Below are 15,060 nucleotides of genomic sequence, written 5' to 3'. Positions count from 1 at the left end.
ATAGTAGGTAACATGATTCGCTGCGTCAGGATGTGAAGAAGTAGAGAAGAGCGAGGGGAAAATGCAGGAGAACGGAAGTCGGCAGCGTCAGATGTGTATAAGAGCCGGGGACAGCAGCATCCGCCGACGATGGATCGGCGCTACCGTCCCTCCCGCCCGGCCCCGCCCCCAGAAAACGCGCATCGCTGGTGCGCCCGGTTGTATTTTCAGCCACCGCGGTGCGACACTCCGTTGCCGCTCAGAAGACGGCAACGATGACCCACAAGATCCCGCTGTTGATCGACACCGACCCCGGTGTGGACGACGCACTGGCCCTGCTGATGGCCTTCGCCGATACCCGCCATGAGGTGGTCGCGCTGACCATCGCCGCCGGCAACGTCGGCCTGGATTACACCGTCCGCAACGCACTCAAGCTGTGTGAAGTGGTCGGCCGTGACGACGTCCCCGTGTTCGCCGGCAGCCCCGATCCGCTGCTGCATCCCTCGCTGGATGCCGCCCACGTGCACGGGCGCGACGGCTATGGCGATGTCGACCTGCCGCCCCCCGCCCGCGGCGCCGAAGCTGAACATGCCGCGCTGGCGATCCTGCGCCTGTCGCACCAGTACCGTGGCGAGCTGATGCTGGTCATGCTTGGCCCGCTGACCAACCTGGCGCTGGCGCTGAAGCTGGATCCCACCCTGCCCACCCGCATCAAGCGCATCGTGGTGATGGGCGGGGCGGTCACCTGCCACGGCAACATCACCCCTGCTGCCGAGTTCAACATCGCCTTCGATCCGGAAGCCGCGCACGTGGTGTTCGCCGCCTTCCCGCACCTGCTGGTATCGGACTGGGAAGCGACCGTGGCCCACGGATTGCCGCTGCAGCAGGCCGAACAGTGGCTGGCCGCCGATTCAGACCGTGCGCGCTTCTATGAACTGATCTCGCGCAAGACCCGTGCGCTGTCCGAAGACAGCAAGGGCGGACGCTGGTTCACCGCCGATGCCCTGGCGATGGCCTGGGCGCTGAACCCGGAAGGGCAGCTGCAGGTGGAATCGCGGCCGGTGAACATCGAGCTGAACGGCACGTTCAGCCGTGGCGCCACCCTCGTCGACTGGAATCGCCAGACCGGCCAGCCGGACAACTGCGCGCTTCTGATGGCCTACGATCAGTCCCGTTTCGAGGCACAGGTGCGGCAGGCGCTGGGTGCCTGAAGACAGGCACGGGGCAGGCCCGGGGCGCCCGCCTCAAGGCGGGTTGCTCCGGCGCGAAGTGGGGCTTATAATGCCGCTCTTGTGTTTCCCTTACCTATTTACGGTGTACGCCCATGAAGGACGATATCCATCCCGAGTACCGTGACGTCGTCTTCGAAGACGTCACCTCTGATTTCAAGATCCTGACCCGCTCGACCATGGCGTCGAAGGAAACCACCAAGTGGGAAGACGGTAACGAGTATCCGCTCGTGAAGGTCGAAATCTCCTCCTCGTCGCACCCGTTCTACACGGGCAAGCACAAGGTGATCGACACCTCCGGCCGTATCGACAAGTTCCAGAAGCGCTACGCGCGCTGATCCGTCGATCCACGCTTGGGTGAGCGGCCGCGCATTGCGCGGCCGTTTGCTTTTCCGGGATGCGGTGCCGTGGCGTATGGTGGTGGAACGCAGCGTCCGGTTGCCGGCATCGGCGCACCGCAGGGCGCCCCCTCGGCGAGGCCTCGGGCGGGTCCTTATACGACATCTACGACTTCCGTCTAACCCCCGGAAAATGCTGCTGTGCGATAATGGCGGGATCCGCGGCACAGGTCGTGGACGTCATTCACGTGCCTGACCAATGCGCTTGGGCAGGCGCCTTCCCCTTGAAGGAGCGCACACAGTGTCCGATCTTGATCAGGTCACGCTCAACGCCGGCGAAAAGTCGGTCGTTCTGCCGGTCATCAAACCCACTCTCGGCAACGACTGCGTCGACATTTCGAAGCTGACCAAGGAAACGGGGTATTTCACCTACGATTCCGGCTTCACTGCCACCGCAAGCTGCAAGTCGGCCATCACGTACATCGATGGCGACAAGGGCGTTCTGTTGTATCGCGGCTATCCGATCGAGCAGCTCTCGGAAAAGTCGAGCTATGTCGAAGTCGTCTACCTGCTGATCAACGGCGAGCGTCCCGACGCGGCCCAGTTGAAGGCATTCAATGAAGAGCTGGCTGCCGAAGCCACCGTCGATGCATCGATCAACACGTTGATCGGCAGCTTCGCCAAGGATGCCCATCCGATGGCGATCCTGACCGCCGCGATCGCGCAGCTGTCGGGTATCTACCACGCCTCGCTCGACCTGGCCGACGCCGAACAGCGCCGCAAGGCCGCCGTGCGCCTGATCGCCAAGGTGCCGACCCTGTCGGCGCTGATCTATCGCCATGGCAAGGGCCTGCCGGCCAACACGCCGGATACCTCGCTGGACTATGTCAGCCGCTTCCTGAAGCAGACCTTCGAAGCCGCCGACGGCAGCTACGAACTCAACCAGGACGTGGTCAAGGCACTGGATCTGCTGTTCATCCTGCATGCCGACCACGAGCAGAACGCGTCGACTTCCACCGTGCGCCTGGTCGGTTCGACCGGTGCCAACCCCTACGCGTCGGTGGCCGCAGGCGTCACCGCGCTGTGGGGCCCCGCCCATGGCGGTGCCAACGAAGCCGTGCTGAAGATGCTGGAAGAAATCGGTTCGGCCGACAACGTCGAATCGGCCGTGGTCAAGGCCAAGGACAAGACCTCCGGCTTCCGCCTGATGGGCTTCGGCCACCGCGTGTACAAGAACTTCGACCCGCGCGCCAAGGTCATCGGCGAAATGACCGGCAAGGTGCTCAAGCAGCTGGGCGTGCAGGATCCGCTGCTGGACGTGGCCGTGAAGCTGGAGCAGGCCGCGCTGCAGGACGAGTACTTCGTTGCCCGCAAGCTGTACCCGAACGTCGATTTCTACAGCGGCATCATCTACAAGGCGCTGCAGATCCCGACCGAAATGTTCACCGTCATGTTCGCCCTGGGCCGTACTTCCGGCTGGGTCGCGCACTGGCTGGAACAGCAGGTGGATCCGGAAATGAAGATCGGCCGCCCGCGCCAGGTCTACACCGGTAGCGACGTGCGCGACTACCAGGACTGATTCCGGTCTTTGCCTGTTGCCTCGAACGCCCCGCCTCGCGGGGCGTTTTTTTTGCGCGTCTGCCAGCTCTGCACGAGTCGCTATCGAAAAAGCGTCAGATCGTGGCAAAGCACGAAGCAATGTTTTGTTCCGCAACCAGGCGCACAAAACCGCTCACGACATCGCGTTTTTGAAGATTGCCTTACGTTCAAAACAGAACGCGATGCCTATTCTCCTGCCGCCACCAGCTTTCGCTGATGGTATCGCGTCGTTTGAATGACGCCATATATCGATATCAAGGAGAGTAGTCATATGAAAACGCATTGCCGGAACGCGCTGGTCGCCATCGCGCTAGCCGCTGCATCCACCTCCGCACATGCCATCCAGGCCGACATCAAGGTCTGGGCAGATGTCGATCCCACGCTGGCCCTGCTGCGTGCCGATGGCAGCGCGTTGCCCGATGGCGTGGCGCTGACCCACAACCCGATCAATGGCCTGATGCCCTGGTCGGAGCAGGTGCGGATCATTTCCAACGATCCGCGCAAGGACATCGCCGTGCGCCTGGGTCACGCCGCCGAGCTGCGTCCGGTCATTGCTGCTCCCGGTGCGGTAGGGGTGCCGATGACGGTCAGCCTCAACGGCCGAACCGTATCGGTGGCGGGTACCGACTTCACCGCGGCCGAACTGTTCGACGGCGCGTTGCCGGGCGCCTCGATTGCCATGCCGCTTCAGATCGCGCAGACCACGCAGGCGCCGATCACCGCGGCGGGCCTGTACGAGGGACTGGTCAGCATTGTCCTGGCCCAGAAGACCGTCAGCCCGTAACTTCCTGCGCCGGCCCCACGGGGCCGGCCCTTTCGGCCACTCTCACATGATGACTACCGCCCCCGTCGTGACCGGGCTGGCGATCGCGCTCGCACTGCCCGTGGCAATGGGGGGCGTCACCGCCAGTCGCGTCCCGGACGGCTTCGAAGACCTGGTGGAAGGCCAGGTGGAGCAGCTTGAGGTCCGGCTGTTCGAGCGCTCTGCGGGCGTGGTGCCGGTGCTGGTCGACCTGGATACCGTGCAACTGCAGGATCCCGCCACCGTACTTCAGGCGCTCGATCTGGACCCTGCGGCACGGTCCAGCCTGTTGCCAGCGCTGTCTGCGCCGCTGCCGCGCAACAGCCATCTGGCATGCCGGCACGGCAATGCCCAGGCTGGCTGCGGCTATCTGGATCCCCCTGAAGAGGACACGGCCGTGGCCGCGATCCATGACGAAGGCGAGGGGGCACTGCGCCTGTTCGTGGCGCGGCAGTGGCTGCCGGCTCCACGCAGCACCGAGCGCTTCCACCAGGCCAGCGCCGCAGCCGAAAAAGCGTTCCTCCACCAGCACGTGATCAACGCAAGCGGTGGTCGCGACCAGCGCGCGCTGGCGGTACAGGGCGCGGGCGCAGTGGGGATGTCCGCCCACGGGCATCTGGCGGCGAGCTGGAACTTCAGCCAGCAACACGGACACCGCAGTGGCGGTGGATTCGACATGGACAATGCGTATTACCGGCATGACCTGGACCGTCGTCACTACCTGCAGGCCGGGCGCATGGACCGGCGCAACCTCGCCAGTCCACTTGGCGGCACCTTCGGCTTCGGCATGCTTCCGCTGGACCGCTTCGACGGCCTGCGCGTGGGAAGCAGCCAAGCCTACGTCGATGTCGAGGCGGCAATGCAGGCCACCCCGCTCACCGTGCTGCTGGCACGCGATGCGCGCGTGGAGGCGTTCGATGGCGAGCGCCTCCTGCAGACCTATTACCTGCCAGCCGGGATCAACGAACTGGATACCCGCAGCTATCCCTTCGGCAGTTACAGCGTCACCCTGCGCATCTACGAAGCGGGCGTGCTGGTACGCGGCGAAGAAGCGCCTTTCGACAAGCGTGGCGACGGCGCCGATGACACCCTGCAATGGTTCCTGCAGGCGGGGCGGCGTGCAGAACGCGGCGGCCGATACCTGCCCGGCGAAGCCACGGTCATGGCGGGCCTGCGTTTGCCGGTCGGGCACGCCATGGCCGTGACCGCAGGTGCGGTGGACATGGAAAGCGGCCGCCATGCGGAGCTGCGGCTGGACCTGCGGCAGCGGTCCGCCACCCAGGAGCTGCGCGCTGGGCTGAGCGCCATGCGCGGCAGCGAGGGAAGCCGTGGCACCCGGAGCCAGATATCCTACCGGCGACGGGCATCATGGAATGTCCATCATCAACGCTCGCGCGACATCCGCTGCCGGTCGTTTGCGCGATACGACGGAGCGGGGTGCGTGGATGCGCTGAGTGCTTCGATGGCGTTGCCGCTACGCGGCGGGAGCCTCTACCTGGGCTACACGCGCCGCCAGGCGTGGCGCGCAGATTCCGCGCCGGACCACCCCGAGGCGGTGTTCATGCCCCCCTCGCTGGCATTGCCCGGGCTGCGTGCCGGCAACGTCGATGCACAGCGCAGCCGCAACTGGCAGGGCAGCTTCAGCCGGATCGAGCGTTGGAAAGAGTACAGCGTTGCCCGTCGCTTCGGACTTTGGCACCAGCGCAGCGACGCAACCGGTGGCCCACGGCATGACCGCGGTTTTTTCTTCAACCTCAGCCTTACCCGGTTGCAGCGCGGCGATCGGGCCACTTCGCAACGACGCCATGCGATGGACCTGCGGCAGCCGGCCCATCAACGGCCGCAGATGAGCTACAGCACCAGCCAGACGCTGCGCCGCCAGTACGAGGACCAGTCCGCTGAGGTGTCTGCCGATCTGCGCGGCGACAACAGCGAGCGATACAGCGTCGGTGTGGGCGCGCAGTTGCAGAGCCACTTCGGTCATGGCAGCGCCACCGTGGCCTTCCATCGGCAACCCGGGCGTCGGGAAACGGGCTACAGCGCGACGCACAGCGCTGCCTTCGCCTTGGGGCCAAGCGGCTTCTACTGGGGCGAAGGCAACGGCGCCGATGCGGGCCTGGCGGTCAAGGTCGACCCTGCACAGGACAGTGAACTGTCCGGGGTAGCGGCCGAGCTCCAGGTGGCAGGACGGCGCAGGCAGCGGCTGCGGCTTGGCGAACGCAGGCTGGTGGCCTTGCCGGCCTACCAGTTGCACCGTGCCGAACTGCAGGACGCCAGCAGCGGGGACAGCAGCGGGGCGGTGCGCGTAGGCCTAGGCGCTGGCGGTTCCGGGCGTGAGGTGTTCCTGGCGCCGGGCCGGTTGCTGTCGATGGCCGTTCCCATCGAGGTGACCTACACCTTCATCGGTCACGCGCAGGATCCTGCGGGCCTGCCGGTTTCGGCGGCACGCATCCTCAATGCGCCGGTACCTGCCACCGAAGGCAATGGCGGCTTCGTGCTGGATTTCACGCGACGCGAGCAGGTGCTGTACCTGTTGCAGGGAAGCCGGCTGCTGCATTGTCCACTGCAGGTGCGCGAGCAGCGCCTGGCCGTGTTGATGGTCGGTACCGTGCAGTGCCAGCCGTTGGACGTGGCGCAGTTGCCGGCCGACATCCGTCAGCAGGCACGGGTGGCGCAACTGCTGCGGGAGCGGGCCCTGGTCCGGCCGGGCCGGGCCGCCCAGCGAGGGCAGGAACGGTGATGATGCGCTGGCTTGCCGTGCTCCCTGCCGTGCTGCTGGCGCCTGCCGCCCGGGCACAGGCGCTACCGCTTACCGATCCGGTGGGCATCGTGCAGGAGCACGCGCTGGCCTATGACCGGTCGGGGGTCCCCGCCTCCATTGAGCTGCTGGCGCCACGCACGCTGCTCGGTTACAGCGCCGACCCTGCGCGTGGCTACGGAAGCATCCATCTCACCTGCCGGTCGGCGACGGATGCACAACATGGCCGCTGCCCAACCGCCGATACCGGTGCCCAGGGTGGCGGACGCAACGGCATCGCGTTGCGCTTCACCGAACGCAGGAGCGGCATGCGCACGGAGATCACCGTGAGCGGTTCGCTGCAACGCGCCTTTGCAGACCGTGCCTGCCAGAACGACCTCTGGCACGGGACCGATCAGCCGCTCAGTAGCCGCTACGGGCCGGAATGCGCCGGCCAACCGCCCACTGGAACCGGTGCGGCCCTGTCCATTTCCGGTAACGAATTGTCCAGGCTGGTGGCAGGACGCTGGGAGGCCGAACTGGTACTGGACCTGCGCACTGAAGCCGACGGGCCGGCACTGGCGACTTACACGTTCCGTCTGGACCTGGACATCAGCGACCGCGATGCGGCGTCGATCTACTTCCCCGCCTTCGACCTGGCAACGCCCCAGGTCGGCCTCAACCTGCACTACGACCCGATCTCGCAGACGGTCGGCGGACAGGCCGCGGTGGAGATGTGCCTGTATGACGGAGCAGGTTCGCAGAGCGACTACCTGGGCGTGACTGTCAGTGACAGCGCAGGTCCGACGTCGTCGGCCAGCGGTTACTCGGTATGGCACGCGGACGGTGGCGGCGACGCGACCCAACGCGTGGACTACACCGTGACGCTGGACCATGGCGGTGCACGGCTGCCGATGGCCAATGGAATCGAGCAGATGTTGACCGGCATCGACCGCGTCCGGTTGCGGCTGGTGGCGCTGCCCGGCATGACCCAGCCTGTGTTCTGCGTGCCGACCCCGCTCAGCCTGGACACGCCCCGCGTTCCCATCTCGAGCAAGCGGCCGGGCCACTACCACGGCGGGCTGCGGGTCGAGCTGCGCCTGCCGCCGTCCCGTCCCTGATACCAATGGAGCCTTTCGTGAGAACTCGATTTTCCGGCCTTGCCTTGGCGCTGTTTCTGTCCACGCCGGCGGCGCACGCCAACCTGACCATCCATCCCATGCGTGCATCGGTAGAGCCTGGCAAAGCAACGGTTTTCCGCGTGTATTCGCAATCCACGCAAGCGCAGTTCGTGCAGGCATCCCTGCGCCACATCGTCGATCCGGCAGGCGACGCGGAACACGAAGCGGACGTTGCACCCAGCCAGGCAGCCATTGCGCTGACCCCGTACAGATTTGCACTGGCGGGCGGGGGCAACCGCTTGATCCGGATCATTCCGCTGCAGCCGGTCCAGCAGGAGACCGCCTATCGGGTCTATTTCGAAGGTGTGCGCGCACCGGATGAGGAGGCCGTGGACGCCCCCACGGACGGCGCACAAGCCAGCATCGGCGTCAGCCTGGTCTGGGGGGCGCTGGTCAACGTGCTGCCGGCCGATGGCCGTGTGCAGGTGGAGCTGCGCGGCCGCACGCTGCACAACATCGGCACGCTGCGCATGGGCATCACCAGCGTCGTCGGCTGCAGCGCGGCCGGTGCATGTGCGACCCATGAGGTATCGCGCAGCCTGTACCCGGGCGCCTCGCTGCAGTTGCCGGCTGGGCTGGAGGTCGGCAGCACGCTGCAACTGCGCTATCGCCTTACCGGCGACGGCTACCGTGAGCACCTGCTGACGCTGCCTCCTGTGATCGGCTGAGCTTGCCGGGTCCGTCGGCCCGGGCTTGCTCAGCCCTGCGTATCGCCTGGCGCCGGTGCGGTGTCCTGCAGCAGCTCGCGCAGCCGGGCCAGCGAGGCGCGCCGCATCGGCTTTTCGTCTACCGCTGACAGCGGCGCCTGGCGCAGGGCGTGGCAGGGCAGTACCAGCAGCTCGAAGACCACGCCATCGGCGCTGAACACCCACAACGGCGCATCGAGTACCCGTTCGCGGTCCCATCGGAGGCGTCGGCTGCGTGCCTCGGCCGGGATGCCGTGCTCGTCGAGGAAACGCTGTACGGCGTCCGGGTCGTCCTCGTGCAGGTGCAGCTGGACCGGACTATGCGCATCTGCGGTGCCCTCCAGCACCGGCCCAGCCAGCCGTGGAGCGAACGCCTGCAGGAACTCCAATGCGTGCACCGCCGCTTCCCGCCGCTGCCGCAGCGCATCGCTCTGGGCACTGCCGGCGAACAAGCGTTGGTGCTCGCGCAGGGCCTGCTCGATTTCCGCGTTGCGCGGCAGCGAAGCATCGTCATGGATGCCCAGCCGGATGGCGGCCTTGCGCTTGGCCTGGTGGAAATCCTGGATGCCGCCTTCGACCATCAGCCTGGCGGCTTCATGCGCCAGCCGATGGCGGCGTTCACGGGTCTGGGTGGCGGTGTGTTCGCGCGCACGGTGCATGGGTTGCTCCCCTCTGCATGGCCTGGAACCAGCCTACACCCGCGCGGTGAAGGCCAGGTGGCGCGGCATGGAGCGTGCCGCGCCACCGCTCAGTGCCGTGGTCGGTCAGAAGATATCGAACGCCGCCGCATCGGCCTGCGGCGTCTGCAGGTTCAGGTCGTAGTCCTGCAAGCGGTCCATGTCCTCGACCTTGACCCACTCGGTGGCGCCGTTGAGGCTGGCCTGCACCATGCCCGAGGGCGGATCGTTCTGCGCGATCGGCGTGTCCTTCAGCGCGGTGCGCATGTAGTCGATCCAGATCGGCAGCGCGGCCTTGCCGCCATATTCGCGGTAGCCCAGCGAGCGGAAGTCATCGCGACCGACCCACACCGTGGTGGCGTAAGGACCGCCAAAGCCGGAGAACCAGGCATCGCGATGGTCGTTGGTCGAACCGGTCTTGCCGCCCACGTCCTCGCGGCCAAGCACCTTGGCCGCCGTGCCGGTACCGCGCTGGACCACGTCGCGCATCATCGACACCAGCTGGTAGGCGGTGCGCGCATCGATCGCACGCGGCGCCGTGCGCGCATCGGGGTTGACCGGGGCCGGGGCTTCCACCGCTGGCTGCGGCGTCGCCGCGGTGCCGGCCGGGGCCGGGGCGGCGGCAGCGCCGAAGTTGAAGCCATCCACCACCGCATTGGCCGGCTGGCCATGGCTGGTGCCAGCGCAGTCACGGCAGGCCAGCGCGGGGTTTTCCTTGAACACTTCCACACCGTCGCGGTCGGAAACCCGGTCGATCAGCCAGGTATCCACGCGCGAGCCGCCATTGGCGAACACGGCATAGCCACGTGCCACCGAAAGCGGAGTCAGCGAGGCGGTGCCCAGCGACATCGACAGGTTGGGCGGCAGCTCGGCTTCGGCGAAACCGAACTCGCTGATGTACTTGCGCGCATAGTCCACGCCCATGCCGTCCAGCAGCCGCACCGACACCAGGTTGCGCGACTGCACCAGTGCCTCGCGCAGGCGCATCGGGCCACGGAAGCCGCCGCCATCGTTCTGCGGCGACCAGGTCTTGCCACGGCGGTCGCGGAACACCACCGGGGCATCGAGCACGATCGAAGCCGGGTTGTAGCCCTTGTCGAAGGCCGCTGCATAGATGAACGGCTTGAAGCTCGAGCCCGGCTGGCGACGCGCCTGGGTGGCGCGGTTGAACTTGTTGCCGGAGTAGCTGAAGCCACCCACCAGCGCCTTCAGGGCACCGCTGTTGGCATCCACCGAGACCAGCGCGGACTGACCGCGCGGGATCTGGTCGAGCAGCCACTGGCCTTCCTTCTCGCCCACGCGCACGCGCACGATGTCGCCGCGCTGCACCAGCTTGGCAGGGGTCTTGTTGGTCCAGCGCGCCGCAGCGGCGGGCAGGGTGACTTCGGTGCGGTTGGCCAGCACGGCGGTGGCGCTGCCATCGGCGGCGGTGGCGGCGATGATCGCCGGCAGCAGACCGGACTGCGCACTGATCCCGGACAGGTGCCCGGCCAGCGTCGCCACATCATCGCCGGCACCCAGCGCGACCTGCTTCTCCACGCCGTGCCAGCCATGCCGGTGGTCGTACAGCAGCAGCCCGTCACGCACGGCCAGGTTGGCCGCGGTCTGCAGCTCGGCGTTGATGGTGGTGGTCACGTGGTAGCCCTTGTTGACCACGTCGCCGCCGAAGCGGGCGATCATCTCCTGGCGCACCAGTTCGGCCACGTAGGGCGCCTCGACCTGCACCGGTGGCTCGTGCACGGTGGCGTGCATCGGCACGGCCTTGGCCGCATCGGCCTCGGCCTGGCTGATGAAGCGCAGGTCGGCCATGCGCTGCAGGACGTAGTTGTCGCGGCGCTGCTGCGCGCGCTCCGGGTTGGAGATGGGGTTGCCCGAAGACGGGAACTTGGGGATGCCGGCCAGCGATGCCATTTCATCCAGGTCCAGCTGGTCCAGCGACTTGCCGTAGTACAACTGCGCCGCCGCGGCCACGCCGTAGGCGCGATTGCCGAAGAAACTCTTGTTCAGGTACAGCTCGAAGATCTCGTCCTTGCTCAACTCCGACTCGATCTTGCGGGCCAGCAGGATCTCGGCCAGCTTGCGCGTATAGCTGTATTCCGAACTCAGGAAGAACTGCCGCGCCACCTGCTGGGTGATCGTCGAACCGCCGGGCACGCGGCGGTCGCTGGTGGTGGCCAGCAGCCATACCGCACGCGCGATGCCCTTGTAATCGACCCCGCCATGTTCGTAGAAGCGGGCGTCTTCGGTGGCCAGGAAGGCCTGCTTGAGGCGCTCGGGGACGTCCTTCATGGTGATCGGCGTGCGCCGCGTCTCGCCGAACACCGCCATCAGCTTGCCGTCGGCGGCGTAGACATACATGGGCTCCTGCATTTCCACGTCGCGCAGGGTCTGCACGTCGGGAAGCTTGGAGGAAATGGCGTAGTGGAGGCCGCCCGCAGCGGCTGCGCCAATCAACGCCAGGATCAGGAAAACGACCAGGATCCAGCGCAGCCAGCGGCGAAGGCGTGTCATCGGTGACAGATTCCGATTGCAGAATTCATGGCCGCAGAGTATAGATTACGCAAGGGGCTGGCTGGGGTCGGCTCTGGGGAGTGCAAGGGGAAGCCGCGTCACCGTGTGTCGTTCTGTGAAGAAACCTTCACGGCGGGACGGTTGCCATTTGCAAAAAAAACGTTATTAATGCGCGGGCGCAGCTATTGCGTCCAAGTGCCCATCGGCAGGGGAGAAACCGTGGGGCTCATCCCAAAAGGCCAGTCGTCGCTCATTGGCGTCGACATCAGTTCGACTGCGGTAAAGCTTTTGCAGCTTTCACGCAGTGGTAACCGTTTCCGCGTGGAACATTACGCCGTGGAACCGCTGCCGCCGAACGCCGTCGTAGAAAAGAACATCGTTGAAGTGGAGGCGGTAGGGGAAGCCATCCGTCGCGCCGTCAACCGGTCGGGAAGCAAGGTCAAGTTCGCTGCGGCGGCCGTGGCGGGCTCGGCGGTGATCACCAAGGTGATCCCGATGCCGGCCGATCTGGACGAGAACGAGATGGAGGCCCAGGTCGAACTGGAAGCCGTCAACTACATCCCGTACCCGATCGAAGAAGTGAACCTGGATTTCGAGGTGCTCGGGACCATCCCGAACAACCCGGAAATGGTCCAGGTGCTGCTGGCTGCCTCGCGTTCTGAAAACGTCGAGCTGCGCCAGTCGGCGCTGGAACTGGGCGGACTGACGGCCAAGGTGATGGACGTGGAGGCCTTCGCGGTCGAGAACGCCTTTGCCCTGGTCGCCAGCGAACTGCCGGTGTCCAGCGACGGCGTGGTCGCGCTGGTCGACATCGGCGCCACCATGACCACGCTGAACGTGTTGCGCGGGGGGCGCAGCCTGTACAGCCGTGAGCAGGTGTTCGGCGGCAAGCAGCTGACCGACGAGATCATGCGCCGTTTCGGCCTGAGCTACGAAGAAGCCGGCCTGGCCAAGCGCCAGGGCGGGCTTCCGGAAAGCTATGAAATGGAGGTGCTGGAGCCGTTCAAGGAAGCCACGGTCCAGCAGATCAGCCGCCTGCTGCAGTTCTTCTATGCAGGCAGTGAATTCAACCGTGTCGACTACATCGTGCTGGCAGGCGGCTGCGCCGCGCTGACCGGCCTGCCGGAGCTGGTGGAAGAGCAGCTTGGCGTGCCGACCGTGGTGGCCAACCCGCTGGCGCAGATGACGCTGGGCCCGAAGGTGCAGGCGCACGCGCTGGCACAGGATGCCCCGGCGCTGATGATCGCCACCGGCCTGGCGATGAGGAGTTTCGACTGATGGCACGGATCAACCTGCTGCCGTGGCGTGCCGAACGTCGCAAGCAACGCCAGCGCGAGTTCTACGCAATGTTGGGCCTGGCCGCCGTCGGTGGCCTGCTGTTGTCGTTGATGGTGTGGTTCTACTACGACCGTCAGGTCAGCGGCCAGGGCGAGCGCAACACCTTCCTGCAGGCCGAGATCGACAAGGTCAAGTTGCAGAACAAGGAAATCGACCGCCTCGACGCGCAGAAGGACCGGCTGCTGGCACGCAAGGCCGTCATCGAGGAACTGCAGTCCAAGCGTTCCCAGATGGTGCACCTGTTCGATGCGCTGGTCCGCACCATTCCCGATGGCGTGGTACTGACCGCACTGAAGCAGGAAGGCGACGTACTGACCCTGGAAGGGCGCACCCAGTCCAATGCCCGCGTGTCGGCCTACATGCGCAACCTGGAGACCTCCGGCTGGATGACCAACCCGGAACTGTCGATCATCGAAGCGCGTGATCCGGAAAAGGAAAAGGAAGCCAAGACGCTGCCGCTGGCAGACGTCAGCGCGCTGCCGTATGTGTTCGTGGTGAAGGTCAAGCTGCCGGCGCAGAGCGAGGAATCCACGCTCAACCCGGATGGCTCGGTGGCTGACCCGAATGCGCCGGTTGCCGCTGATCCGGCCGTGCTGGCCCCGCTGGCCCCGGCCGACGGTGCCACGCCTGCTGCCGTCCAGGCGCCCGCAGGCAACGCCGCTCCGGCGGCTCCCGCACCGCCCGCTGGCAGCCGGCTGACCCCGGCCGCCCCGCAGCAGACGCCGCCGCCGACACCGGCCAGCGGTCAGGAGGGCTCGCCGTGAGCCAGAAGAAATTCAATATCAACGAGTTGGACTTCAACGACATCGGCAACTGGCCGCAGCAGGCCAAGGTGGTGTTCTGCGTGCTGATCGCGCTGGTCATCATGGCGGTGTCGTGGTTCGTGCTGACCAGCGGCAAGCGTGAAGAGCTCGCCACCCTGGAACGCCGTGAGACCGAGCTGCGCACCGAGTTCGAAAAAGAACAGGGGCGCGCGGTCAACCTGGAGCCGCTCAAGCAGCAGCTGGCGCAGATGGAACAGGTGCTGCAGCAGATGCTGCGCCAGCTGCCCAGCAAGACCGAAATGCCGGACCTGATCATCGACGTTTCGCAGACGGCGCTGTCCAGCGGGCTGGTCAACGAACTGTTCGAACCCGAAGCCGAGCAGGTGCGCGAGTTCTACGCTGAAAAGCCGATCAAGCTGCGCATGGTGGGCAGTTACCACCAGTTCGGTGCCTTCGTCAGCGGCGTCGCTTCGCTGCCGCGCGTGGTCATCCTGACCATGCACGACATCAACCTGAAGCCGAAGGATCCCAAGACCGGCATCAATCCGGCTTCGATCCGCGCCGGCGCGCTGGAACTGTCCGGCACCGTCAAGACCTATCGCTACCTGGATGAGGCCGAGATGGAGCAGCAGGAAAAGGCTGCCGCCGACAAGGCTGCTGCGGAGAAGGGAGGCAAGCCATGATCCGCTCTTCCCTGCTGCGCAGCGTTGGCCTGGTCGCGCTGGTGCTGCTGGCCGGTTGCGGCCGCGGCGTGACCAGCACGCCCGGCGATGCGCCCAACCTGCAGAAATGGGTGGAAGACGTGCGCGCACGTCCAGCCCCCGCGCTCGAACCGCTGCCGGTGATGCAGCAGTTCGAAACGTTTGAATATTCGGCGCAGGGCATGCGCGATCCGTTCACCGATGCCTGGTCCAATCCGCAGGGCGGCAGCGGCCTGCGTCCCGATCCGAACCGTCGCAAGGAGCCGCTGGAAGCCTTCCCGCTGGACAGCCTGGACATGGTCGGCACGATCGGGACCGGGGGCAGCACGGTGGCGGTGGTGATGGCACCTGACAAGGTGAGTTACCGCGTGCGGCCGGGCGTGTACATGGGGCAGAGCGATGGCCGGGTGACCGGGGTCTTCGAGGACCGCATCGAACTGATAGAGCTGGTGCCGGATGGCGCGGGCGGGTGGCTGGAACGGCCGGCCGCGCTCTCGCTTGAAGATCAATGATCGTTT

The 15,060-nt window shown here is 66.1% G+C and carries 13 protein-coding genes; 11 read left to right on the top strand and 2 right to left on the bottom strand.

What is annotated here, in order from left to right; all coding sequences use genetic code 11:
- The first annotated feature begins 254 nt into the window (after positions 1-254).
- The 7 genes from CXG43_RS16535 (at position 255) to CXG43_RS16505 (ending at position 8,533) form a co-directional block, all read left to right on the top strand.
- Positions 255-1,190 carry a nucleoside hydrolase gene (locus CXG43_RS16535; RefSeq protein WP_101100940.1) on the top strand — a complete coding sequence of 312 codons (936 nt, stop codon included), beginning with the start codon at positions 255-257 and terminating at the stop codon, positions 1,188-1,190.
- Positions 1,191-1,303: 113 nt separating this feature from the next.
- Positions 1,304-1,546, top strand: a complete 243-nt coding sequence (locus CXG43_RS16530) for a type B 50S ribosomal protein L31 (protein ID WP_042614414.1) — start codon at positions 1,304-1,306, stop codon at positions 1,544-1,546.
- A gap of 301 nt (positions 1,547-1,847) precedes the next feature.
- Positions 1,848-3,125, top strand: a complete 1,278-nt coding sequence (locus tag CXG43_RS16525; RefSeq protein ID WP_101100938.1) for a citrate synthase — start codon at positions 1,848-1,850, stop codon at positions 3,123-3,125.
- A gap of 291 nt (positions 3,126-3,416) precedes the next feature.
- Positions 3,417-3,929 carry a CS1 type fimbrial major subunit gene (locus tag CXG43_RS16520; RefSeq protein WP_042614416.1) on the top strand — a complete coding sequence of 171 codons (513 nt, stop codon included), beginning with the start codon at positions 3,417-3,419 and terminating at the stop codon, positions 3,927-3,929.
- Positions 3,930-3,975: 46 nt separating this feature from the next.
- Complete coding sequence (locus CXG43_RS16515) at positions 3,976-6,687, top strand: TcfC E-set like domain-containing protein (RefSeq protein WP_101100936.1); 2,712 nt, start codon at positions 3,976-3,978, stop codon at positions 6,685-6,687.
- On the top strand, positions 6,687-7,805 hold the full coding sequence (locus tag CXG43_RS16510; RefSeq protein ID WP_101100934.1) for a CfaE/CblD family pilus tip adhesin: 1,119 nt from the start codon (positions 6,687-6,689) through the stop codon (positions 7,803-7,805). Before CXG43_RS16515 ends, CXG43_RS16510 begins: the two co-directional genes overlap by 1 nt.
- Positions 7,806-7,810: 5 nt before the next feature.
- Positions 7,811-8,533 carry a pilus assembly protein gene (locus CXG43_RS16505; protein WP_101100932.1) on the top strand — a complete coding sequence of 241 codons (723 nt, stop codon included), beginning with the start codon at positions 7,811-7,813 and terminating at the stop codon, positions 8,531-8,533.
- A gap of 29 nt (positions 8,534-8,562) precedes the next feature.
- Here the strand turns inward: CXG43_RS16505 and CXG43_RS16500 are convergent, their stop codons facing one another.
- Positions 8,563-9,210: a hypothetical protein gene (locus tag CXG43_RS16500; RefSeq protein WP_101100930.1), complete on the bottom strand. Its 648-nt coding sequence runs from the start codon at positions 9,208-9,210 to the stop codon at positions 8,563-8,565.
- 105 nt (positions 9,211-9,315) lie between these two features.
- Positions 9,316-11,739 (bottom strand): penicillin-binding protein 1A, encoded by a 2,424-nt coding sequence (locus CXG43_RS16495; RefSeq protein WP_101100928.1) that lies wholly within the window; start codon positions 11,737-11,739, stop codon positions 9,316-9,318.
- 219 nt (positions 11,740-11,958) lie between these two features.
- Between CXG43_RS16495 and CXG43_RS16490 the strand changes: the two genes are divergently transcribed.
- Genes CXG43_RS16490 through CXG43_RS16475 form a run of 4 tightly spaced genes read left to right on the top strand, consistent with a single transcriptional unit; the run spans position 11,959 to position 15,054 of the window.
- Entirely contained in the window at positions 11,959-13,017 is a 1,059-nt protein-coding gene (locus CXG43_RS16490) for a pilus assembly protein PilM (protein WP_101100965.1), read from the top strand.
- Positions 13,017-13,841, top strand: coding sequence for a PilN domain-containing protein (locus tag CXG43_RS16485; protein WP_101100926.1), 825 nt, complete (start codon positions 13,017-13,019; stop codon positions 13,839-13,841). The genes CXG43_RS16490 and CXG43_RS16485 overlap by 1 nt, the downstream gene beginning before the upstream one ends.
- The gene (gene pilO / locus CXG43_RS16480; protein ID WP_042614424.1) at positions 13,838-14,524 is read left to right on the top strand and encodes a type 4a pilus biogenesis protein PilO; all 687 of its coding nucleotides are present in this window, start codon (positions 13,838-13,840) and stop codon (positions 14,522-14,524) included. The genes CXG43_RS16485 and pilO overlap by 4 nt, the downstream gene beginning before the upstream one ends.
- The gene (locus tag CXG43_RS16475; RefSeq protein WP_101100924.1) at positions 14,521-15,054 is read left to right on the top strand and encodes a pilus assembly protein PilP; all 534 of its coding nucleotides are present in this window, start codon (positions 14,521-14,523) and stop codon (positions 15,052-15,054) included. Before pilO ends, CXG43_RS16475 begins: the two co-directional genes overlap by 4 nt.
- Positions 15,055-15,060 lie beyond the last annotated feature (6 nt).

It is taken from the genome of Stenotrophomonas sp. Bg11-02 (assembly GCF_002836635.1).
Classification (GTDB): Bacteria; Pseudomonadota; Gammaproteobacteria; order Xanthomonadales; family Xanthomonadaceae; genus Stenotrophomonas; species Stenotrophomonas lacuserhaii.
This window is presented reverse-complemented; position numbering and strand designations above follow the sequence as displayed.

Coding starts and splice junctions, on each gene's coding strand:
- CXG43_RS16535 (WP_101100940.1), top strand. CDS start 255: ATGACCCACAAGATCCCGCTGTTGATCGACACCGACCCCGGTGTGGAC.
- CXG43_RS16530 (WP_042614414.1), top strand. CDS start 1,304: ATGAAGGACGATATCCATCCCGAGTACCGTGACGTCGTCTTCGAAGAC.
- CXG43_RS16520 (WP_042614416.1), top strand. CDS start 3,417: ATGAAAACGCATTGCCGGAACGCGCTGGTCGCCATCGCGCTAGCCGCT.
- CXG43_RS16515 (WP_101100936.1), top strand. CDS start 3,976: ATGATGACTACCGCCCCCGTCGTGACCGGGCTGGCGATCGCGCTCGCA.
- CXG43_RS16510 (WP_101100934.1), top strand. CDS start 6,687: ATGATGCGCTGGCTTGCCGTGCTCCCTGCCGTGCTGCTGGCGCCTGCC.
- CXG43_RS16505 (WP_101100932.1), top strand. CDS start 7,811: ATGGAGCCTTTCGTGAGAACTCGATTTTCCGGCCTTGCCTTGGCGCTG.
- CXG43_RS16500 (WP_101100930.1), bottom strand. CDS start 9,210: ATGCACCGTGCGCGCGAACACACCGCCACCCAGACCCGTGAACGCCGC.
- CXG43_RS16495 (WP_101100928.1), bottom strand. CDS start 11,739: ATGACACGCCTTCGCCGCTGGCTGCGCTGGATCCTGGTCGTTTTCCTG.
- CXG43_RS16485 (WP_101100926.1), top strand. CDS start 13,017: ATGGCACGGATCAACCTGCTGCCGTGGCGTGCCGAACGTCGCAAGCAA.
- CXG43_RS16475 (WP_101100924.1), top strand. CDS start 14,521: ATGATCCGCTCTTCCCTGCTGCGCAGCGTTGGCCTGGTCGCGCTGGTG.